The 21,447-nt window shown below is 59.3% G+C and carries 15 protein-coding genes, 1 tRNA gene and 3 pseudogenes; 15 read left to right on the top strand and 4 right to left on the bottom strand.

Annotated features, from left to right (window positions below; all coding sequences use genetic code 11):
- Nucleotides 1-160: 160 nt before the first annotated feature.
- From rpsU to ACK2SD_RS02375, 6 genes and pseudogenes are all read left to right on the top strand, one after another.
- Nucleotides 161-376, top strand: coding sequence for a 30S ribosomal protein S21 (rpsU, locus tag ACK2SD_RS02400; protein ID WP_003255575.1), 216 nt, complete (start codon nucleotides 161-163; stop codon nucleotides 374-376).
- A gap of 229 nt (nucleotides 377-605) precedes the next feature.
- Entirely contained in the window at nucleotides 606-2,588 is a 1,983-nt protein-coding gene (gene dnaG, locus ACK2SD_RS02395; RefSeq protein WP_116889514.1) for a DNA primase, read from the top strand.
- Between the two features lie 67 nt (nucleotides 2,589-2,655).
- Nucleotides 2,656-4,506: an RNA polymerase sigma factor RpoD gene (gene rpoD / locus ACK2SD_RS02390; protein WP_116889516.1), complete on the top strand. Its 1,851-nt coding sequence runs from the start codon at nucleotides 2,656-2,658 to the stop codon at nucleotides 4,504-4,506.
- A 349-nt stretch (nucleotides 4,507-4,855) separates the two neighbouring features.
- Nucleotides 4,856-7,423: pseudogene (locus tag ACK2SD_RS02385) on the top strand (EAL domain-containing protein); the annotation flags it as partial.
- 15 nt (nucleotides 7,424-7,438) lie between these two features.
- Nucleotides 7,439-7,515, top strand: a tRNA-Ile gene (locus tag ACK2SD_RS02380).
- Between the two features lie 126 nt (nucleotides 7,516-7,641).
- A pseudogene (locus ACK2SD_RS02375) lies at nucleotides 7,642-8,646 on the top strand (site-specific integrase).
- Nucleotides 8,647-8,701: 55 nt separating this feature from the next.
- Here the strand turns inward: ACK2SD_RS02375 and ACK2SD_RS02370 are convergent.
- Nucleotides 8,702-9,897, bottom strand: a pseudogene (locus ACK2SD_RS02370) (IS256 family transposase).
- 371 nt (nucleotides 9,898-10,268) lie between these two features.
- On the opposite strand from ACK2SD_RS02370, the gene ACK2SD_RS02365 reads away from it, so the two are divergent.
- Genes ACK2SD_RS02365 through ACK2SD_RS02355 form a run of 3 tightly spaced genes read left to right on the top strand, consistent with a single transcriptional unit; the run spans nucleotide 10,269 to nucleotide 12,313 of the window.
- Complete coding sequence (locus tag ACK2SD_RS02365) at nucleotides 10,269-10,790, top strand: hypothetical protein (protein ID WP_412461275.1); 522 nt, start codon at nucleotides 10,269-10,271, stop codon at nucleotides 10,788-10,790.
- A gap of 48 nt (nucleotides 10,791-10,838) precedes the next feature.
- Nucleotides 10,839-11,234, top strand: coding sequence for a hypothetical protein (locus ACK2SD_RS02360; protein WP_412461274.1), 396 nt, complete (start codon nucleotides 10,839-10,841; stop codon nucleotides 11,232-11,234).
- Nucleotides 11,234-12,313 (top strand): beta family protein, encoded by a 1,080-nt coding sequence (locus ACK2SD_RS02355; protein ID WP_412461273.1) that lies wholly within the window; start codon nucleotides 11,234-11,236, stop codon nucleotides 12,311-12,313. Before ACK2SD_RS02360 ends, ACK2SD_RS02355 begins: the two co-directional genes overlap by 1 nt.
- On the opposite strand, the gene ACK2SD_RS02350 is transcribed toward ACK2SD_RS02355, so the two are convergent.
- From ACK2SD_RS02350 to vapB, 3 genes are all read right to left on the bottom strand, one after another.
- Entirely contained in the window at nucleotides 12,310-13,092 is a 783-nt protein-coding gene (locus ACK2SD_RS02350; protein ID WP_412461272.1) for a sce7726 family protein, read from the bottom strand. The two genes, ACK2SD_RS02355 and ACK2SD_RS02350, sit on opposite strands and share 4 nt — an antisense overlap.
- A gap of 816 nt (nucleotides 13,093-13,908) precedes the next feature.
- Complete coding sequence (gene vapC / locus ACK2SD_RS02345) at nucleotides 13,909-14,319, bottom strand: type II toxin-antitoxin system tRNA(fMet)-specific endonuclease VapC (RefSeq protein ID WP_412461271.1); 411 nt, start codon at nucleotides 14,317-14,319, stop codon at nucleotides 13,909-13,911.
- Nucleotides 14,319-14,549 carry a type II toxin-antitoxin system VapB family antitoxin gene (gene vapB / locus ACK2SD_RS02340; protein WP_412461270.1) on the bottom strand — a complete coding sequence of 77 codons (231 nt, stop codon included), beginning with the start codon at nucleotides 14,547-14,549 and terminating at the stop codon, nucleotides 14,319-14,321. Before vapB ends, vapC begins: the two co-directional genes overlap by 1 nt.
- 168 nt (nucleotides 14,550-14,717) lie before the next feature.
- Here vapB and ACK2SD_RS02335 point away from each other — a divergent pair, with 168 nt between their 5' ends.
- The 6 genes from ACK2SD_RS02335 (at nucleotide 14,718) to pqqB (ending at nucleotide 21,440) form a co-directional block, all read left to right on the top strand.
- Nucleotides 14,718-15,173, top strand: coding sequence for an Lrp/AsnC family transcriptional regulator (locus ACK2SD_RS02335; RefSeq protein WP_029614028.1), 456 nt, complete (start codon nucleotides 14,718-14,720; stop codon nucleotides 15,171-15,173).
- A gap of 165 nt (nucleotides 15,174-15,338) precedes the next feature.
- A complete protein-coding gene (locus ACK2SD_RS02330) occupies nucleotides 15,339-17,021 on the top strand; it encodes a flavin monoamine oxidase family protein (protein WP_304485363.1) in 1,683 nt (560 codons plus the stop codon).
- A gap of 18 nt (nucleotides 17,022-17,039) precedes the next feature.
- Entirely contained in the window at nucleotides 17,040-17,834 is a 795-nt protein-coding gene (locus tag ACK2SD_RS02325) for a carbon-nitrogen hydrolase family protein (RefSeq protein ID WP_412461269.1), read from the top strand.
- 42 nt (nucleotides 17,835-17,876) lie between these two features.
- Entirely contained in the window at nucleotides 17,877-20,195 is a 2,319-nt protein-coding gene (pqqF, locus tag ACK2SD_RS02320; protein ID WP_412461268.1) for a pyrroloquinoline quinone biosynthesis protein PqqF, read from the top strand.
- A 177-nt stretch (nucleotides 20,196-20,372) separates the two neighbouring features.
- On the top strand, nucleotides 20,373-20,450 hold the full coding sequence (gene pqqA / locus ACK2SD_RS02315; RefSeq protein WP_080754815.1) for a pyrroloquinoline quinone precursor peptide PqqA: 78 nt from the start codon (nucleotides 20,373-20,375) through the stop codon (nucleotides 20,448-20,450).
- Nucleotides 20,451-20,528: 78 nt separating this feature from the next.
- The gene (pqqB, locus tag ACK2SD_RS02310; RefSeq protein WP_029614026.1) at nucleotides 20,529-21,440 is read left to right on the top strand and encodes a pyrroloquinoline quinone biosynthesis protein PqqB; all 912 of its coding nucleotides are present in this window, start codon (nucleotides 20,529-20,531) and stop codon (nucleotides 21,438-21,440) included.
- Nucleotides 21,441-21,447: the final 7 nt, after the last annotated feature.

Genomic DNA, 21,447 nt, shown 5'->3' with positions numbered 1-21,447 from the left:
GTCGCCGTACCCAGTGCCGACCAGCGGTTTTCGATCAGAGGCTTTGCATTCCGCCACACTAAGGGTTAACATCCGCAACCCTTGAAAACTGACGTTCTCCAGCACACCTTTGTTTTGCCAGGAGCACGTCCACCCCGGTAATGAATTAAGGTAGCCCTGGATGCCAGCCGTCAAAGTTAAAGAGAACGAACCCTTCGACGTAGCTCTGCGTCGTTTCAAGCGCTCCTGCGAAAAAGCCGGTGTATTGGCTGAAGTTCGTAGCCGCGAGTTTTACGAAAAGCCGACCGCCGAGCGTAAGCGCAAAGCCGCTGCTGCCGTGAAGCGTCACGCTAAGAAAGTCCAGCGCGAACAGCGCCGCGCCGTTCGTCTGTACTAATACAGACGTTCTACGCAAGGCTTCTGCCCAGCCCGGCCTCGTGCCGGGCTAATGGCAGTTGTAGCTGCAAATCCCAAGCCCTGTGCTTCGGGCGCCCAGACTCCGGTCATCGGGCATCTATTCAGCGCTTCACCCTCGAACGCCCGATGCGGCAGGTGAACCGCGCACTCGCATCTCCTTTGCTGCACTTCTGCGATTAGACTTGCCGTAGCCAGATAACGAGACTGCCATGGCCGGGCTGATTCCCCAGAGCTTCATCGATGATCTTCTCAACCGCACCGACATCGTCGATGTGGTGAGTTCGCGCATCCAGCTGAAGAAGACCGGCAAGAATCATTCGGCCTGCTGTCCGTTCCACAAGGAAAAGACCCCGTCCTTCACCGTCAGTCCCGACAAGCAGTTCTACTACTGCTTCGGCTGCGGCGCCGGGGGCAACGCCTTGGGCTTCATCATGGACCACGACAACCTGGAGTTTCCCCAGGCGGTCGAGGAACTGGCCCGCGCCGCGGGCATGGAAGTACCCCGCGAGGAAGGCCGACGCGGGCAGAAGCCGCGCCAGCCCACCGACTCGCCTCTTTATCCGCTGCTCGAAGCCGCGGCCGAGTTCTATCGCCAGGCCTTGCGCAATCATCCGACGCGCAAGGCGGCAGTCGAATACCTCAAAGGCCGAGGCCTGTCCGGGGAAATCGCCCGTGATTTCGGCCTGGGCTTCGCGCCGCCGGGCTGGGACAACCTGTTCAAGCACCTGGGCGCGGACACCCTGCAGCAAAAAGTCATGATCGACGCCGGCTTGCTCATCGAGAACGCCGAAAGTGGCAAGCGCTACGACCGCTTCCGTGACCGGGTGATGTTCCCCATCCGCGACAGCCGCGGCCGCGTGATCGCCTTCGGTGGTCGGGTGCTGGGCGACGACAAGCCCAAGTACCTGAACTCACCGGAAACCCCGGTGTTCCACAAGGGCCAGGAACTCTACGGGCTGTACGAGGCGCGCAAGCACAACCGCAATCTCGACGAAATCATCGTGGTCGAGGGCTACATGGACGTCATCGCCCTGGCCCAGCAAGGCTTGCGCAATGCCGTAGCGACCCTCGGCACCGCCACCAGCGAGGAGCACCTCAAGCGCCTGTTTCGCGTGGTGCCCAACGTACTGTTCTGCTTCGACGGCGACCAGGCCGGACGAAAAGCCGCCTGGCGCGCCTTGGAAGCCGCACTGCCAACACTTCAGGACGGCCGCCGCGCGCGCTTCCTGTTCCTGCCCGAGGGCGAAGACCCGGACACCCTGGTACGCGCCGAAGGCACCGATGCCTTCCAGGCGCGAATCCACCAGCATGCGCAACCGCTCGCCGACTACTTCTTCGAGCAACTGAGCAACGAAGCCGACCCGCGGTCACTGGAAGGCAAGGCGCACATGGCGACCCTGGCTGCACCGTTGATCGAAAAAATTCCGGGCGCCAATTTGCGTCAGTTGATGCGCAACAGGCTGAAGGAAATTACCGGCCTGGACATGCAGCAAATGGAGCAACTGGCCCAGCAGCCGGCAGCCCCCAACGTACCGGACTACGATCCAGGCTATGACTATGACGCCATGGCCAGCTACACCCCGGACTTTTCCGAACAGCACTACGACTATGGCCAGGCGCAGCCCGAACAGCGGCCCTGGACGCCCCCCAAGGGGGGCTCGAAAAAGCCCTGGGAGGGCAAGGGCAAGCCCTGGGACAAGCAGCGCAAAGGCGGCAGAGGCTGGCAGCGCGATGAGGCTCCGCCACGCACCCCAGCCCCCGTGGAACCCCCGGCTCTCGCGGCCTTGCGCACTTTGCTGCACTACCCGCTGCTGGCCGGCAAGGTGGAAGATGCCAGCCATTTCGCTGCCGAGGAACACCTCTACAGCCAGCTGTTGGTGGCCTTGATCGAAGCCGTGCAGAAAAATCCTGGTCTAAGCTCGATGCAGTTGATCGCGCGCTGGCACGGCACCGACCAAGGCCGCCTGTTGCGGGCACTGGCGGAGAAGGAATGGCTCATCGATGCCGATAACCTTGAACAACAGTTTTTCGACACCATTACTAGCTTGTCTGCTCGCCAGCGCGAGCGAAGCCTGGAACATCTGCTCAGGAAAGCACGTCAGAGTGAGCTGAGCGGCGAGGAAAAATCGCAGCTTCTCGCCCTTTTGAGCAGGAATGTTCCCGCACAAACCCCGACCTCATCTGGCGCGTGAGGTCCATGCTCGGGTATAATCCTCGGCTTGTTTTTTGCCCGCCAAGACCTTCAGTGGATAGGGTGTTATGTCCGGAAAAGCGCAACAGCAATCTCGTATCAAAGAGTTGATCACCCGCGGTCGTGAGCAGGGCTACCTGACTTACGCGGAGGTCAACGACCACCTGCCTGAGGATATTTCAGATCCGGAACAGGTGGAAGACATCATCCGCATGATCAACGACATGGGGATCAACGTATTCGAGAGTGCTCCGGATGCGGATGCCCTGCTGTTGGCGGAAGCCGACACCGACGAAGCCGCGGCCGAGGAAGCCGCCGCTGCGTTGGCAGCAGTCGAAACCGATATCGGCCGCACGACCGACCCGGTGCGCATGTACATGCGTGAAATGGGTACCGTCGAGCTGCTGACCCGCGAAGGCGAGATCGAAATCGCCAAGCGCATCGAGGAAGGCATCCGTGAAGTCATGGGCGCCATTGCCCACTTCCCGGGCACCGTCGATCACATTCTCGGCGAGTACGACCGCGTCACCACCGAAGGCGGTCGCCTGTCGGATGTGCTAAGCGGCTACATCGACCCTGACGACAACATCGCCGCACCGACCGAAGAAGTGCCGGTCATCGGTGCCAAGGCGCCCGCCGCCAAGGAAGAGTCCGACGAGGAAGAAGAAGAGAGCGCCGACGGCGACGAAGAGGAAGAGACCGAGAGCGGTCCGGACCCTGTCGTTGCCGCACAGCGTTTCGGTGCGGTCTCCGACCAGCTGCAGGCCACCAACAAGGTGGTGAAGAAGCATGGTCGCGGCGCCAAGGAAAGCGTCCAGGCATTGCAAGCCCTGGCCGACCTGTTCATGCCGATCAAGCTGGTACCCAAGCAGTTCGACGCGCTCGTCGAGCGTGTGCGCGGTGCCCTCGACCGCCTGCGTCAACAGGAACGCGCCATCATGCAGTTGTGCGTGCGTGATGCCCGCATGCCTCGCGCCGACTTCCTGCGCCTGTTCCCCAGCAACGAAACCGACCAGACCTGGAGCGGTGATCTGGCCAAGCGCAGCACCAAGTGGGCCGCCGCGCTGGGCGAGAAAGACGCGGCCATCGTCGCGTGCCAGCAGAAGTTGATCGACCTCGAAACCGAAAGCGGTCTGACCGTTGCCGAAATCAAGGAAATCAACCGCCGCATGTCCATCGGCGAGGCGAAAGCCCGTCGCGCCAAGAAAGAAATGGTCGAGGCGAACCTGCGTCTGGTGATTTCCATCGCCAAGAAGTACACCAACCGTGGCCTGCAATTCCTCGATCTGATCCAGGAAGGCAACATTGGCTTGATGAAGGCGGTGGACAAGTTCGAATACCGTCGTGGCTACAAGTTCTCGACCTACGCCACCTGGTGGATTCGCCAGGCGATCACCCGCTCGATCGCCGACCAGGCGCGCACCATCCGTATTCCGGTGCACATGATCGAGACGATCAACAAGCTCAACCGTATTTCCCGGCAGATGCTGCAGGAAATGGGTCGCGAACCGACGCCGGAAGAGCTGGGCGAGCGTATGGAAATGCCTGAGGACAAGATCCGCAAGGTGTTGAAGATCGCCAAAGAGCCGATCTCCATGGAAACCCCGATCGGCGACGACGAAGACTCGCACCTGGGCGACTTCATCGAGGACTCCACCATGCAGTCCCCGATCGATGTGGCCACGGTCGAAAGCCTCAAGGAAGCCACGCGCGACGTACTCTCGGGCCTTACCGCCCGTGAAGCGAAAGTGCTGCGCATGCGCTTCGGCATCGATATGAACACCGACCACACCCTCGAAGAGGTCGGCAAGCAGTTCGACGTGACCCGCGAGCGGATCCGTCAGATCGAAGCCAAGGCGCTGCGCAAACTGCGTCATCCGACGCGCAGTGAGCATCTACGCTCCTTCCTCGACGAGTGATGACGAACCCCGGCCCAGGCCGGGGTTTTTCTTGGGCGACAAAAACCTGCAGGCCATTGGCCGCATTCCTCGGCACCGTTCATCCCGGCACGTCTACACTCGAATCAGCCCCTTTGATCGAGAGTTCGCCATGCCCTTGCTGCCGGCACTTGTGCTGTTGCTCCTGCTGATCTGGAACACAACTGCCAGCGCTTTGACCGACCAGAACACTGCTGCCGCCCTACCCCCTGCGTCCGAATCGTCTTCGCAGATTCGGCCTACCAACGCCAGCCTCACCGTGGATGCCCGCAGTCATGCGCCAATGCAGGTCGTCGATCGTCAGCAAGTGGTCCTGTGGCACAACCTGTTGCTGCTCGGCTTGCCAGCGCTTGCCGCCGTAGGGGCGATTCTCATCGCCATGTTGCGGATCAATCGCCGCCTGACTTCGGAAATTTCTCGGCGAATCGCCCTTGAGCAGGAGTTGCGCAGCAGCGAATACCACTATCGAGGCCTGATCGAGAGCCTGTCGGCAGTGGCCTGGGAAGCCGATGCCAACGACTTCACCTACAGCTACGTCTCCCCCCACGCCGAGGATCTGCTCGGTTATCCACAGCGCGAGTGGCTCAAGCCCGGTTTCTGGCGGGGCATTCTGCACCCCGATGACGCCCTCCGTGTGCAGCACTACTGCGACAGCGAAACGGCAGCGGGCCGCGACCACAGCCTGGACTACCGTGTGATACGTGCCGACGGCCAGACACTGTGGGTGCGCAACATCGTCAGCATGATCGGCCACGGTCATAAACCGCTGATTCGCGGCCTGATGATCGACATCAGCGAAACCAAGCGCACCGAAGAGGCGCTGCGTCTTTCCGAACAGAAGTTCGCCAAGGCCTTCCATGCCTCGCCCGACGGCCTGCTGCTGTCACGCCAGCGCGACGGCTTGCTGCTGGAGGTCAACGAGGGCTTCTGCCGCCTGACCGGCTACGACATCGACCCCAACCGCGATCAGAACAGCCTGGACCTGGGCATCTGGGCCGACCTCGACGAGCGCGCGCGCCTGGTCGAGCGCTTGCGCCGCGACGGCTTCGTGCGCGATTTCAGCTGCCATATCCGCCGCAGCGATGGTCAGATTCGGCTGTGCGAAGTGTCTGCACGACCGCTGCCCATCGGCGACACCGACTGCATGCTGACCATTACCCGCGATATCACCGAACGCCACCTGATGCAGGAAAAGCTGCAACTGGCCGCCACGGTATTCGAGAACACGGCCGAAGGCGTGCTCATCACCGATCCCGAGCAGCGCATCAGTGCGGTCAACCGTGCCTTCAGCGAGATCACCGGCTACAGCGAACACGAAGCCCTCGGCCAGACGCCACGCCTGCTCGCCTCGGGCCAGCACGACAGCGCTTTTTACGCCGCTCTCTGGCATCAGCTCTGCGCCGAAGGCCACTGGCAGGGCGAAATCTGCAATCGACGCAAGAACGGTGAACTCTATCCCAGTTGGCTGACCATCAGCGCCGTGCGCAACCGCGAGGGGGAGATCAGCCACTTCGTCGCGGTCTTCGCCGACATCTCCAGCCTCAAGCACGCCCAGGCGGAACTGGACTACCAGGCTCACCACGACCCGTTGACCGGCCTGCCCAACCGCACCCTGTTCGAGAACCGCCTGCAAGCCACCCTCAACTGCGCCCAGGCCCCCAACCGCCAGGGCGCCGTGCTGTTTCTCGACCTCGACCGCTTCAAGCACATCAACGACAGCCTCGGTCATCCCGTCGGCGACCTGCTGCTCAAAGGCATCGCCCAGCGCCTCAGGGAGCAGGTGCGCGATGTCGACACCGTGGCACGCCTGGGCGGCGACGAGTTCATCATTCTGCTGCCCGGCCTGCACCGCCCCAGCGATGCCAGTGCCATCGCCAACAAACTGTTGACCTGCTTCCACGCCCCGGTGCAGGCGGGCGAGCATGAGTTCTTCACCAGCGCCAGCATCGGCATCAGCCTCTACCCGCAAGATGGCACCGACGTCGCCACCCTGATCCGCAACGCCGACGCCGCCATGTACCGCTCCAAAGCCAAAGGCCGCAACCGCGTAGAAAGCTACACCCTGGACCTCACCACCCAGGCCAACGAACGGATCTTCCTCGAACACGAACTGCGCCGGGCCATCGAGCGCAACGAACTGAGCCTGTACTACCAACCCAAGTTCAGCCTCAAGACCCAGGCCCTGGTCGGCGCCGAAGCGCTGGTACGCTGGACGCACCCCACTTTCGGCGAAGTGCCGCCCGAACAGTTCATCCACCTGGCCGAAGAGAACGGCAGCATCCTGCAATTAGGTGATTGGGTACTGGAGCAGGCCTGCCGGCAGATGCACCAGTGGAAGCACGCCTACGCACCGTTCGGCCCGTTGTCGATCAACCTGGCCGGCGCGCAGTTGCGCCAGCCGAGCCTGGCGCGGCGCATCGAACACCTGCTCGGCACCTTCCAGCTCCAGGCCGGCGACCTGCAGTTGGAGATCACCGAGAACTTCATCATGAGCCAGGCCGAAGAGGCCCTGGCCATCCTGCACCAACTCAAGGGCCTGGGCGTGCAACTGGCGATCGACGACTTCGGCACGGGTTACTCGTCGCTCAGCTACCTCAAGCGCCTACCGCTGGACATCCTCAAGATCGATCAGTCATTCATCCGCGGCCTGCCGGACGACCCCCACGACGCCGCCATCGCCCGCGCCATCATCGCCCTGGGCCGCAGCATGCAACTGACGATCATTGCCGAAGGCGTGGAAACCCCGGCCCAGCAACGCTTCCTGGCGGCCGAAGGGTGTGAGCAGATTCAGGGCTACATCGTCAGCCTGCCGCTGCCGGCCGAGCAGTTCGCCGCGCGCTTTCTTCGCATAGCACCAACGGATCTTTCAGATGGCACCCATGGCCAACCCTCGTTATAATCGCGCCGACCTCTGGGGCCTATAGCTCAGTTGGTTAGAGCAGAGGACTCATAATCCTTTGGTCCACGGTTCGAGTCCGTGTGGGCCCACCATACTCAAAGCCGCGCACTGCGCGGCTTTCGTGTTTTTGGCGGAACCACCTCAGATACAGTCCTATGGTCTAAAGGTACAAATTAGGTACAGTGCGGCTTCGCTTGCACGCCTTTGGAGTCCTTCAGATGGCTACAATCGTCAAAACCCCCGCCGGCACCTGGAAGGCCGTCATCCGCAAGACCGGATGGCCGACCAACGCCAAAACCTTCCGCACCAAACGCGACGCCGAGGACTGGTCACGACGCACCGAAGATGAAATGGTGCGGGGTGTGTATATCCAGCGCAGCGGCTCAGAGCGCATGACGCTGGAGAAAGCCCTGCAGCGTTATCTGGCGGATGTCACGCCGACAAAGAAGCCTAGCACTCGCAAAGCTGAGGCAACCAAGGCAAAGCAACTCATCCAGAATCTAGGCAAATACTCGTTAGCCGCCCTTTCTGCCGAGATTATCGCTTACTATCGGGACAGCCGGCTCGCTTCGACTAGCAAGCACGGCCGCCCAATAAGCAACAATACTGTCCGTCTCGAACTGGCGCTACTCAGTCACCTTTACACCGTAGCGATCAAAGAATGAGGATTAGGGCTCACGTTCAATCCCGTACTGAATATCCGCAAGCCGCGCCCTGGCCCAGAACGTGATCGCCGGCTAGCTGGTGACGAAGAACATCGGCTCTTTGCGGCGTTAAACGACTACAGCAATCCTATGCTGCGGTGGATCGCCGTTATTGCACTGGAAACCGTAATGCGCTCGTCGGAGATTACTGGCCTGCGGTGTCACCAAGTCAACCTTCAGAAGCGTGTAGCATTCCTCCCAGACACCAAGAACGGCAGCCCTAGGGAAGTGCCCCTCAATGAGATTGCTACCGAAGCTTTCAGGGATGCCCTTGATAACCCGACTCGTCCGAACGATTGCGATCTGATTTTCTTTGGAGAACCTGGCAAGGACGGAAAGCGACGTCCTTACGCTTTCACAAAAACCTGGGGACTGCTGAAGCGAAAACTGGGTATGTCTGATTTCCGCTTTCACGACTTCCGACATGAGGGTATCAGCAGGTATGCAGAGCGCGGGCTGTCGGCCCAAAAGTTAGCGGCTTTGAGCGGACATAAATCTATGCAGCAGCTCAAGCGCTGATCGTGTCCCAGGAAGTGGTGTAACTCATCATGGCGCTGGCCACTGAGTTTGCCGTTTAGTTGATTACGGCCGACAGCTTGGCCTGTGGATTATCGCTGACGGATTCAAAGGCCTCCAACTGCATATATCGCCGTTGCAGGCACCATTCGTCGTTCTGCTCCAGCAGCATCGCCCCTACCAGCCTTGTGATCGCTGGATCGTTGGGGAAGATGCCCACGACGTCGGTGCGGCGCTTGATCTCTGCGTTGAGCCGCTCCAGTGGATTGGTGCTGTGCAGTTGCTGTCGATGCGCTTTGGGAAACGCCATGTGCGCCAGCACCTCGTCCTCGCACCCGTCCATGAGTGTTGCGATCTTGGGGTACTTTTCGCGCAGTTGGTCTGCAACCAAGCGCCACTGTTGGTGGCATTCAGCGCGGCTATCTTGGGCGAAAACCGTGCGCAGAAGCGCCGCTACCATGGTGCGCTGGCCCTTGCCGACATGGGCCATGGCGTTACGCATGAAATGCACGCGACAGCGCTGCCAGGTCGCGTTGAAGACCTTGGAAACCGCAGCCTTCAGACCTTCGTGGGCATCGGAGATGACCAACTTCACGCCACGCATGCCGCGCCGCATAAGGCTTCGCAGGAAGTCCGTCCAAAACGGCTCGGCCTCCGACGGCCCAACCCGCATGCCCAAGACTCGCGGCCACCATCCGTGTTCACGGCCACGGCAATTATTACGGCGACCGAGACGATGCGTCCGGCCTCCCGCACCTTGACGTACGTGGCGTCGATCCACAGGTAAGGCCAGTCGCCTTCCAAAGGGCGATCAAGGAAGGCGTGGACGCGTTCATCGATCTCGCCAGCCAGCCGTGACACCTGGCTCTTGTAAATGCCGGTCATGCCCATGGCCTTGGCCAGCTCGTCCACCGAACGCGTTGAAACGCCTTGGATATAGGCTTCCTGGATCACCGCCGCCATGGCCTTCTCGGCAGTACGACGAGGCTCAAGAAAGCCGGGGAAATAGCTGCCCTGACGCAGTTTCGGGATCTTGAGATCGACATCGCCAGCGCGGGTTTGCCAGAGGCGATCCCGGTAGCCGTTGCGGCTGTTGATCCGGTCAGGGCTTTTAACGTCGAAGCCGGCGCCGCACAGGCTTTCGACATCGAATTCCATCATGCGCTGGGCAACGAACTGGATCATTTGCTTGAGCAGATCAGCGTCTGCCCCTTTCTCAACCAACTCGGTCAGTGCGATAGTGGGCTTGGTCATCGTGGTTTTCCTGGTGAGTGTTAGGTCTTCGCAAACTCAACGTTAGCCAAGAACCACGATGACCACTCTCTTTCGCCCACAGGGCGCCTTCGGTTGGTTCAGTTACACCACTTCTCGGGACACGATCCAAGCGCTACACGCACCTGCTAGGAGAAGATCTCGTTAGAGATTTGGATGCCCTCCCGAAACGGAGACCAGCGACATGAATGTCAGCAATTTTTACCCAGAACTGCAACCAGGTAGAGTTGCTGGATCTATTGCTATGCTTTGCACGAAAAATCGCCGAGCGGCGATCAGGCATGGCTAAAACAAGCGAGGAAGCGGAGTGTACTGGCTGTAAATGAGCATTTCGAGCCTGTTTACAACGCAGCATGATCGTCGCTCAGGCACTTTTCGTACAAAAGCCTGGCTACCACGGAAGCCTAGATAATGGCAGTATAGTAGCTCTTATCACAACTGGAAGTGAGATCTACATGAATGAGCGAGCGGCTTTAATTCAGCGTTTATTGGCCATTATTAGCGATTACAGAGCACATGATAGACATCCACCCGATGTAGAGCACGTCGAAAAATGGTTGTCTCAATTTCCTGAGGATTCGGCTCTAAATGTCCTGAAAGAATTGGTGGGCGTTTTAGAGAAAAGTTATTTTTCCAAGGCTAGAGTCATTTCTGAGTTTGCAAACCTTGTAGAAAATCCACATTTTGTTGGAAATAATCCTGCTCAGTATTGGAAAAGTGCGTCCTTGCTAGACATCCAAAAAGGTGGGAATAGTCAGCACGATTTGAATGAGCTGATCTCTTCCAAAATCTCTGAAAAATTCGGAGTAGTCCCTGCGGTAAATGCTGTAGGTGCGCCTGACTACTATTACACACGGAAATCGTATAGCATCTAGCCATCACATTCGAATCGGACTCGGAATACAATGAACCTGGATAGAATTGTGTCCATTATCAGCCTGATCGTTGGGCTCGCGAGCGTAGGGTTGAGTATTTACCTCTCCAACCCCAACAGCAATGCAAATGTTGTTTCTCTTTCAGGGTGGCTTGCGTCAGCGGTGATCACCATTACACTTAGCGTAAGTGCATTTATATCAATACAAAGGCTGCAACAAAACTCATCTAGCACAATCGAGTCCCTGCGAAATGAAGTTGTGCGGGCAAAAGATGATTCAATAAAGCATCAGAATGACTTTATTTCTCAGCAGAATGATCTTGTATCATATCGAAACATTTCCGCTGCGCTTTCTTCAATGATCAATCCCGAACCAATCAAAGAAGCCATCCGCAGTAAACTCTCAGCCCACATGGACAACACAAACGATCATAAGGACGAGTGATGACTATTAACTTCAAAGACTTCAATTACTTCCCCATAATTCGAACCAGACAAGCAGAACTCAACGGATATGCCAATTTATCCACAGAAGCAAAAGACAAGCTCCTACCCCTAATAACATTGGGAAAATGGAGAAATTCTGAGGACTGCGATAAAGCGATCGCAAAAATTAGTGAATGCGTAAATGACAGAAGTTTCATACTTGACCTCAGTCGTGACCTGCAGCATCAAAACCAAGCTGTGCGTAACTTTCTCGACCCACAATCCGACTTTAAGAACTGGGTTGACTTTGTTAGGAACAACGAGAAAATAGTACCTACCGTCCAATTTACTCCAGGAGCAAAAGGACGAGAGATAGTTCGACAGGCCCTAGCACTAGAAAAACTAGGGCGCCCCCCAGTATTTAGGATAAGAGATTTTAAAAGCGATCTGGAGAGCACTCTAAATTCTCTTTACGCCCTCGAGAACCCAGAAGACTCCCTAATAGTCATAGATGCAGCATATATTCGAGATCTATCTACAAAAAATATAAAACCAGGAGTACTCGAAAGCATTCTTAGGACTCTGAATACGATCGTTGAAGAAGTACCACAAGTGCCTCGAGTCCTGGCCGGAACTAGCTTCCCCCGCTCAGTTATACCGTCACTGAATGAGGGGAGTGAAACATCAGGAAAGATAGAAATACTAGAAAACATTCTTTATGACGAGATAGGCTCCGATATAGTTAAATACGGAGACCATGTATCAATCCATTCCGTGGTTTATGACGATGAAGGCGGGACATTCCTACCTCGGCTAGACGTTCCAAGCGATGGTTTCTGGTTCTTTGAAAGGCGACCCAAGACTAAAAGCGAAGGTTACATAGACGCCGCAAGGACACTGCTAGACGAGCATCCTGATATAAAGGATAGCAGCTCATGGGGAGCTCAAATGCTTAAAAACACGGTAAGCCGAGAAGGAAGCACCATTAACGCCCCCGTAACAGCAATCGCCGTCCGTGTTAATCTTCACATCAATTATCAATTAGACTTACTACATAACGACATCCCCACAGAAGAGGATGATGACTGGATTCTTTAAACTGACGGAACTAGAATATAGCGAGGCATACTGTCTGGAATGTCCCCCTCCGGGAAGAATCTAGAAAGATTTATCTCTCGACGCTTACTAGAGGGGGCTCGACATTGATTCAACCCCAGTTCTTCCTCAAGACGTAGCCTATTGACTTTAGACCGACTTAAGTTCATAAGATCAGAAGGTGCTACCACAGTTGAGCAGCTATTTAAAAAATTAGAACTAAGGGTGCGATATCTAGCTTTTACAAAATCTATAGCTGCCTTGCGGATAATCGACAATGGAAATCGTTTCGCCTGCAAAATCAGCTCATCCCGGTCCGCTTCTTTGAAATTCATAACTACATCATTAGAACGGAGAAAAGAAACAAGCTCGCTTTTCAGCATAAACCCACAAATATCCTGTCTATTTGAAACTAGCTCCAAACGCCCAGGCCTGTGGACTCTAATTTTTACAGCTCCATTTTTTTCAAAAGCCTCCCAAACGCCTATGCGATCTTCTGTCTTCAAAGCCTCATCAATATATTTAGAGGATACCACTAACGTCAATTTATCAAACCTTGACAAGTAGCTCTCAAGCTGACCTGAAAGCCTACTCAAGTTATCTACGTCGCTTTTAACTTCAAAAGCGTTCATATGACCATTAGCAATGACCAGATCAGCACGACGATCTCCATCGCCAATAACCATTTCGTTAATCAGGACTGCATTTTCTTTCTCGACACGAGTTCGAACTTTTTCGATAACAGCAGCTTTTATGTCTTTCTCATTTAGTGTCGTTTTCATAAGTTCAGCATCGCAAACTGTCAAACCTTTAACTTACAGATAAATGACAAAACTCATTTCGAGACGCTCTCGTTCCTGACACGGCAGGTTATATAACGTCGTCGCTGGACGACACAGTCTATCAGTGCGCTCAGTGACAGAACACAGCGAGTTTTCAGATGCATGCTCCCACACCTTTAGGGCAGCGGCTCAACCTTTCGGTGACGGTGCGCCCAACCACGTTAGTAGGCATAGTCTCGTAATGGTACGATCAGCTCTCGCATACATATTTGCTGCTATCACCACGGTGGCTAAGCTCTCCGGTGGCAGTCGTTGGCAACCTCAGACCAGCTTAGCAGCAGGCCATTGAAATGCGTTCCAATTTGAGCTGGTGAGGCATGGATGCCGAGCCAGGCCCCGGGCGGCTTTTTGCCCGGGGCCTGGACACCAGCGCCGGCAGGGACGCCGGATCGACGGTACAAAACAAGCCACTCGCACAGGTACACTAGCGGTACAGTACGAAGGTCCTCATCTGTAACCTACCGTTCGCTAACGTACTGATTGCCCTGTGCTTTCGCGTACTGTACCGTTTCCTCGTGTAACCCAATGAAACCTAGCGTAGCGGTGTCATTGGCGAACTCATAATCCTTTGGTCCACGGTTCGAGTCCGTGTGGGCCCACCATGTGAGAAGCCGCGCATTGCGCGGCTTTGTCGTTTCTGGCGGCGGCCGTTTTCATATGGCACTGGAGCTCACTGTCCACACCAGCACATTAGACACGTGAACCGATGGGGAATGATGCCAAATGCAAAGCTGCCTGGACATCAGACTGGGAACCTCAATCAGCCGTAGTGACCCAATCCACCACCCGCAGCCCAGGAACGCGGTCGAACTCCCTACGATTATTGGTGACGACGGTCAGACCTCTTGAGCGGGCATGTCCAGCGATCATTTGATCGTACGGTCCAATGGGTTTCCCCATACGGGCTAGCTCGGCACGAAGCTGGCCGGTATGAGCAGCGGCCGCCTGGTCATAATCGAGTACATCAAGGCGTGCAGCGAAGCCCTCGACGTTGACCAAATTACGCTCAGGGCTAGACGACTTTTCCGCACCATAAATAAGCTCCATGAGCGTTAGCGTACTGATGCACATCTGACCATCATGGCGTTTGAAGGCCTCCCTGACTTCTTCCGGGCGGTTCTTTATGGTGAAGATGCACATGTTGGTATCGAGCATGAACTTCAGCATTAGAAAGACTCACGCTCTTGATCTGCTGGCTGCTCACGTTCGTCCATGAAATCGTGTGTGACACCTTCGCAGTCGAACCAGCTATCCCAGGATTCGCCAGCGGGCGTGATGATTCGGGCGCGACCGAGCACGACAACGTCGACACGCTTTACATCGTCGGGTAATGCGACGGCCTTAGGTAACCTGACAGCCTGGCTTCGATTACTCTGGAAGACTGACCCCTGTTCCATATTCCATCCTTTTCTGCTGATTCATTCGGTCAACATAATTCTAAGCACTCAGGGATATGTCAACGGGATATACAAAATTCTGATGAGCTCCACTTGGTTTAGTTTCCCAAGCGGCTCTCCGCAAACCCCCGTACCATCGCCTGAGTCCACCGCACCAAGAGCCCCGCCATGCCAGACACCCTCCCCCTGGACCACACCGACCGCCAGCTCATCGCCCTGCTGCAAATCAACGCCCGCGAAAGCGTGGCGACGCTGGCGCGTCAATTGGGTATCGCCCGCACCACGGTCACCTCGCGCCTGGCGCGGCTGGAAAAGCACAAGGTGATCACCGGCTATGGCGTGCGCCTGGGTCAGCGTCTGGCTGGCGGCGGTCTGCAAGCCTACGTCGGGATCAAGGTTCAGCCACGTGCCGGACGCGAGGTGGTGCGCCGGCTCTCGGCCATGGGCCAGGTGCAGCAACTGTGCGCGGTGAGTGGGGAGTTCGACTATGTGGCCTGGTTGCGCAGCGACTCCCCCGAACAGCTCGACCAGTTACTCGACCAGATCGGCAGCCTTGAAGGGGTCGAGAAAACCACCACGTCGATCATCCTCAGCCACAAGGTGGATCGTGGCCAGGCGGTGTGAACGCTCGTCATAACGTTCGACGCTCAAGTCGTTATGACGAAAAAACAGGCATTTCGACGCCACTCTTGCTCTTAATAACGACCATCCCTAGCCCTAAAATGATCGCCAGGCATTTCCTATACTCAGGCTCCGCCCTCTGCGCAGCCGCTCTGGCAAGGTCATCAGATGAACAAGAAAAACCGCCATCCCGCCGACGGCAAGCCCCCGGTGACCATCTTCGGCCCCGACTTTCCTTTCGCGTTCGATGACTGGCTGGAGCATCCTGCCGGGCTCGGCAGTATTCCCGTCGAGCGGCAGGGCGAGGAAGTCGCCATCGTCGGCGCCGGGATCGCCGGTCTGGTGGCGGCCTACGAGTTAATGAAGTTGGGCCTCAAGCCGGTGGTGTACGAGGCGTCGAAACTCGGGGGGCGGTTGCGCTCGCAGGCCTTCAACGGCACCGACGCCATCGTCGCCGAACTGGGCGGCATGCGCTTTCCAGTGTCCTCCACCGCCTTCTACCACTATGTCGACAAGCTGGGGCTGGAAACCCGCCCCTTCCCCAACCCGCTGACCCCGGCCTCACCCAGCACGGTGATCGACCTGGAGGGCCAGACCTATTACGCGGAAAACCCTGGCGACCTGCCACCGATCTTCCGCGAAGTGGCGGATGCCTGGGCCGACGCGCTGGAGGACCGCGCGTCCTTCGGCGAGATCCAGCAGGCGATCCGCGAGCGTGACGTGCCGCGTCTGAAAGCGCTGTGGAATACGCTGGTTCCGCTGTGGGACGACCGCACCTTCTATGACTTCGTCGCCACCTCCAAGGCCTTTGCCCAGTTGAGCTTCCAGCACCGCGAAGTATTCGGCCAAGTGGGCTTCGGCACCGGCGGCTGGGATTCGGACTTCCCCAATTCGATGCTGGAAATCTTCCGCGTGGTGATGACCAATTGCGACGATCACCAGCACCTGGTGGTCGGTGGCGTCGAGCAGGTGCCGCAGGGCATCTGGCGGCACGCCCCGGCGCAGGCGGCGCACTGGCCGGCCGGTACCAGCCTCAAGTCGCTGCACGGCGGTGCACCGCGCGCGGGGGTCAAGCGCATCGCGCGGGCCAGTGACGGGCGTCTGGCAGTCACCGACAACTACGGCGACTGCCGCCACTACGCGGCAGTGCTGACCACCTGCCAGAGCTGGCTGCTGACCACGCAGATCGACTGCGAGGAAGCGCTGTTCTCGCAGAAGATGTGGATGGCCCTGGACCGCACGCGCTACATGCAGTCGTCGAAGACCTTCGTCATGGTCGATCGGCCGTTCTGGAAAGACAAAGACCCGGAAACCGGCCGCGACCTGCTGAGCATGACCCTCACCGACCGCCTCACGCGCGGCACCTACCTGTTCGACAACGGCGACGACAAGCCGGGGGTGATTTGCCTGTCCTATGCATGGATGAGCGATGCCCTGAAGATGCTGCCGCACCCCACCGAGAAACGTGTGCAACTGGCCCTGGACTCGCTGAAGAAGATCTACCCGAAGACCGACATCGCCGGGCATATCATCGGCGACCCGATCACCATTTCCTGGGAAGCCGATCCTTACTTCCTCGGCGCTTTCAAAGGCGCACTGCCGGGCCATTACCGCTACAACCAGCGCATGTACGCGCACTTCATGCAGCAGGATCTGCCGGCCGAGCAGCGCGGCATCTTCATCGCCGGCGACGATGTGTCCTGGACGCCGGCTTGGGTGGAAGGCGCGGTGCAGACTTCGCTGAATGCGGTGTGGGGTATCATGAACCACTTTGGCGGCCGCACACATCCGGACAATCCAGGTCCTGGCGACGTGTTCGCCGACATCGGCCCCATCGCCCTGCCCGACTGAAAACCGCGAGGAAACGCCATGCGCATCGCCCTGTTCCAAGGCGCGCCCAGGCCACTGGACGTCTCTGGCAACCTAGACCGGTTGCGCGAACGGGTACATCAGGCGGCGGCACAAGGTGCGCAGTTGCTGGTGTGCCCGGAAATGTTCCTGAGCGGCTACAACATCGGCGCCCAGGCCGTGCAGCGCCTGGCCGAGCCCGTCGATGGCCCATCGGCCCAGGCTGTGGGCGAGCTTGCACAGGCGCAGAACATTGCCATCGTCTATGGCTATCCGGAGGAGGGCGAAGACGGCGCGGTCTACAACAGCGTGCAGTTGATCGACGCTCACGGCCGCCGACTGTGCAACTACCGTAAGACGCACCTGTTCGGTGAGCTGGACCGCACGATGTTCAGCCCCGGCGAGGAGCATTTCCCGGTGGTGGCGTTGAATGGCTGGAAGCTGGGGCTGCTGATCTGCTACGACATCGAGTTCCCCGAGAACGCCCGGCGCCTGGCGTTGAACGGTGCCGAGCTGATCCTGGTGCCGACCGCCAACATGGCGCCCTACGATTTCGTCTGCCAGGTGACCGTGCGTTCGCGGGCGCAGGAGAACCAGTGCTACCTGGTGTACGCCAACTACTGCGGCTCGGAAGGTGAGATCCAGTATTGCGGGCAGAGCAGCATCGTCGCGCCGGACGGCAGCCAACTGAGCCTGGCCGAGGATGAGGAAAGCCTGCTGCTGGCAGACCTGTCACATGAAACGCTGAGGCAAGGACGCGAGGCCTTTCCGTATCTGGCCGACCTGCGGCACGACCTGCATCGCGTCCAGCGCTGAGCCGCCAGAGCTGCGGCGGCGCAAATACGCTAGCATGCGCCCATGACCGACCCGATCCGCACGTTGACCCTGGCCAACGGCCTGCACCTGACCTTGCGCCACGCGCCGCGCCTCAAGCGCGCTGCCGCCGCCCTGCGGGTGCATGCCGGTAGCCACGATGCCCCGGCCAGATGGCCCGGCCTCGCGCATTTTCTCGAACACCTGTTCTTCCTCGGCACCGCCCGCTTTCCTTTGCAGGACGGCCTGATGCGTCATGTGCAGGCGGTCGGGGGTCAGGTGAATGCCAGCACCCGCGAGCGCACCACCGATTTTTTCTTCGAAGTGCCTGTCAGCGCCCTAGGCTCGGCACTGGAGCGCCTGTGCCAGATGCTGGCCGAGCCGGATCTGAGCGTCGAGCGCCAGCGCCGCGAGCGTGAGGTGATCCACGCCGAGTTCATCGCCTGGTCGCGCGACGACCAGGCGCAGCGCCAGTTTGCGCTGTTGCAGCGTGTGTCGCCGCGCCATCCGTTGAGTCGATTTCATGCAGGCAATCGATACAGCCTGGCCGTCCAGGATCCTGCCTTCCAACGAGCGCTGCTCGACTTCCACGCCCGTTTCTACCGGGGTAGCCACATTCACTTGAGCCTGTGCGGCCCGCAATCGCTGGACGCACTCGAAGCACTGGCACGACCGTTCGCCAACCTGTTCGCCGAGGGTCCAGCGCAGGCACAGCAACCGCCTCCTGCCCTGCTCGACGCCCCCTGGGTCGAACACCCGGCTACGGCGGGCTGTCTGGAGCTGCTCTTTGCCCACGACGCTCTGCCGCCGGGCGCCGCACAGGCGTTGGAACTGTTGCTGTCCTGCTTGAACGACAGCCGCCCCGGTGGCTGGCTCGACGCCTTGCGTCAACGCGGCTGGCTGCTGGACGTCCACAGCGAGACGTTGTACGCCTTCGCCGGACAGGTGCTCTGGCACATTCGATTGCATCTGAGCGATGACGCTCCGCCAGCAGAAGTCCGCAACCTGCTGCACGGCTGGCTCGGCAGCCTGCGTCAGTCGAGCGCCACGCGACTCAATGACGAATTCGGGCGCTTGCAACAGCGCCGCGAGCAAGCCGCCAGCGCCCTGGAACTGGCGCGTCGAGACAGCGCCGACATCCCGTTCGCGGCATTGGATGCACAAGCGCTCGAGGCCTTCCAAGCACTACTCGCAGATCTTCCCGCCAGCGCCCACGGCCACTGGCCACCACCTGAGGATGAGCCGCTGCTGCGGGCTGACCTGCCGCGCGCACGTGCCGGCCTGCCCGACGACGTGGCGATCAGCGCGTTGCTGCCACCTGAGCGTGGCCTGGCGACGCTCTACCTGCATTGGTTGATCGCCTCGCCGCTGCGCGAGCGCTTCCATCACGTCCTGTCGCAAACCCTGCGACCCTTGCTCGAACGTGCCCATCGCGCCTCGCTGCAACTGGACTTCAGTCGGGAGGGCGAGCACTGGCAACTGCGTTGCGCGGGCAGCCCAGGCGCAGTGATTCGCACCGTCGCCCTGGCACTGGAGGCTCTGCGCCAGCCGAGCGCTGAACTGTTACGCACTCCAGCGCCCAGCAAAGCGCCACAGATGCCGATCCGAGCGCTGCTGAGCGCGCTGCCCGATCATCTGCACGGCAGGGCCGCGCCGCCTCAACCGGCGAGCCGGCTGGATCAGTCGATGCTCGACCGGCTCTGGGCCAGCGCCCCTCGGCAAGGCCTCGCCATCGGCTTCGACCTCACCGCGCAAGCCGCGCTCGGCGCTGTGCTCAAGCACGCGCCCGGAAAGCCTGGCGTGCGGCCGTCTGCCCCGACACGCTCGCCGGGCCGGCGTTGGGTGCGGCACGCCACAGGCGGCAGCGAGCATGCCCTTGTGCTGTTCTGCCCGCTGCCCAGCGCCGCCGAGGGCCCTGGTCGGCTGCTGGCGCAAGCGCTGCAAGGGCCGGTGTACCAGCGTCTGCGCGTGGAGTTGCAATTGGGCTATGCGGTGTTCAGTGCCTTTCGTCAGATCCAGGGCCAAGGCGGCTTGCTGTTCGGCGTGCAATCGCCGAAGGCGAGCCCCGCGCAGATTCTCGATCATCTCTTCACAGTGCTGAACGAAGGAGTAACGCTCGACACGGCCGCCCAGGCAGCCCTGGCGGCGCAGTTCGACGAACCGGCGATGCCCAATGCCGAGGTCGCGCACTGGGCTTGGCAGACATATCTGGCTACAGAGCCGACAGACCTTTCCCAGCTCCAGCGGTCTATTCTCAACACCACTCAGCCTTTACTGGATGAACTGCTGAAAAGCCTGCTGGACGCCGATTATGGTTGGCTTTGCCTGGCTAACGGCGAGCCCCCGGATGAGCGCTGGCAATAACCCAACCCACGCCGGGATTGTTACCTCAAACGCAACGGCGCTTTTCCAAGAATTAACCATTGCGTACAAAGTTTTCTTGTAAGATAGCGCAATCTCAGCCAATGGAACCTCCTGCTCCAGGCGGCGCCCAAGTAGATAGCTGACACCACCCCAACCCTATCCGGAAGGAGCACCACCATGACCACCTGGACCAAACCTGCCTACACCGACCTGCGCATCGGCTTCGAAGTCACCATGTACTTCGCCAACCGTTAAGCAGCGCTGCAGTGCAACGCCTCGGCCCGCCGGGGCGTTTTCGTTTCATGGACAGGGTCGTCCGGCAAGAGAGTAGCCATGTATATCCAGATTCTCGGTTCCGCCGCCGGCGGCGGCTTCCCCCAGTGGAATTGCAACTGCGTCAACTGCAAGGGTTTTCGTGACGGCAGCCTGCGCGCCACCGCCCGCACCCAGTCGTCCATCGCCCTGTCCGACGACGGCGAACACTGGATCCTGTGCAACGCCTCGCCGGACATCCGCGCCCAGCTCCAGGCCTTCGCGCCGATGCAACCGGCGCGCGCCCTGCGCGACACCGGCATCGACGCCATCGTGCTGCTCGATAGCCAGATCGACCACACCACCGGGTTGCTCAGCCTGCGCGAGGGCTGCCCGCACCAGGTCTGGTGCACCGACATGGTCCACCAGGATCTGAGCACCGGCTTCCCGCTGTTCACCATGCTCAGCCACTGGAACGGCGGGTTGCAGTGGAACCGCATCGAACTGCAGGGCAGCTTCGTCATTCCGGCCTGCCCGAACCTCAGGTTCACCCCCTTCCCGCTGCGTAGCGCCGCACCGCCCTACTCGCCGCACCGCTTCGACCCGCACCCGGGCGACAACCTCGGCCTGCTGGTCGAGGACACCCGCACCGGCGGCAAGCTGTTCTATGCCCCAGGGCTGGGCCAGGTCGATGCCGCGCTGCTGGAGATGATGCACGGCGCCGACTGCCTGCTGGTGGACGGCACTCTGTGGGAAGACGATGAAATGCAACGTCGCGGCGTCGGCACCCGTACCGGCCGCGAGATGGGTCACCTGGCGCAGAACGGCCCTGGCGGCATGCTCGAAGTGCTCGACGGCTTCGCGCGCCAGCGCAAGGTGCTTATCCACATCAACAACACCAACCCGATCCTCGACGAGGCGTCGCCCGAGCGCGCCGAAGTCCTGCGCCGCGGCGTGGAAGTGGCCTACGATGGCATGAGCATCGAGTTGTAAGGAGCCC

Source organism: Pseudomonas sp. SC11 (assembly GCF_047039205.1).
GTDB lineage: Bacteria > Pseudomonadota > Gammaproteobacteria > Pseudomonadales > Pseudomonadaceae > Aquipseudomonas > Aquipseudomonas boreofloridensis.
This window is presented reverse-complemented; position numbering and strand designations above follow the sequence as displayed.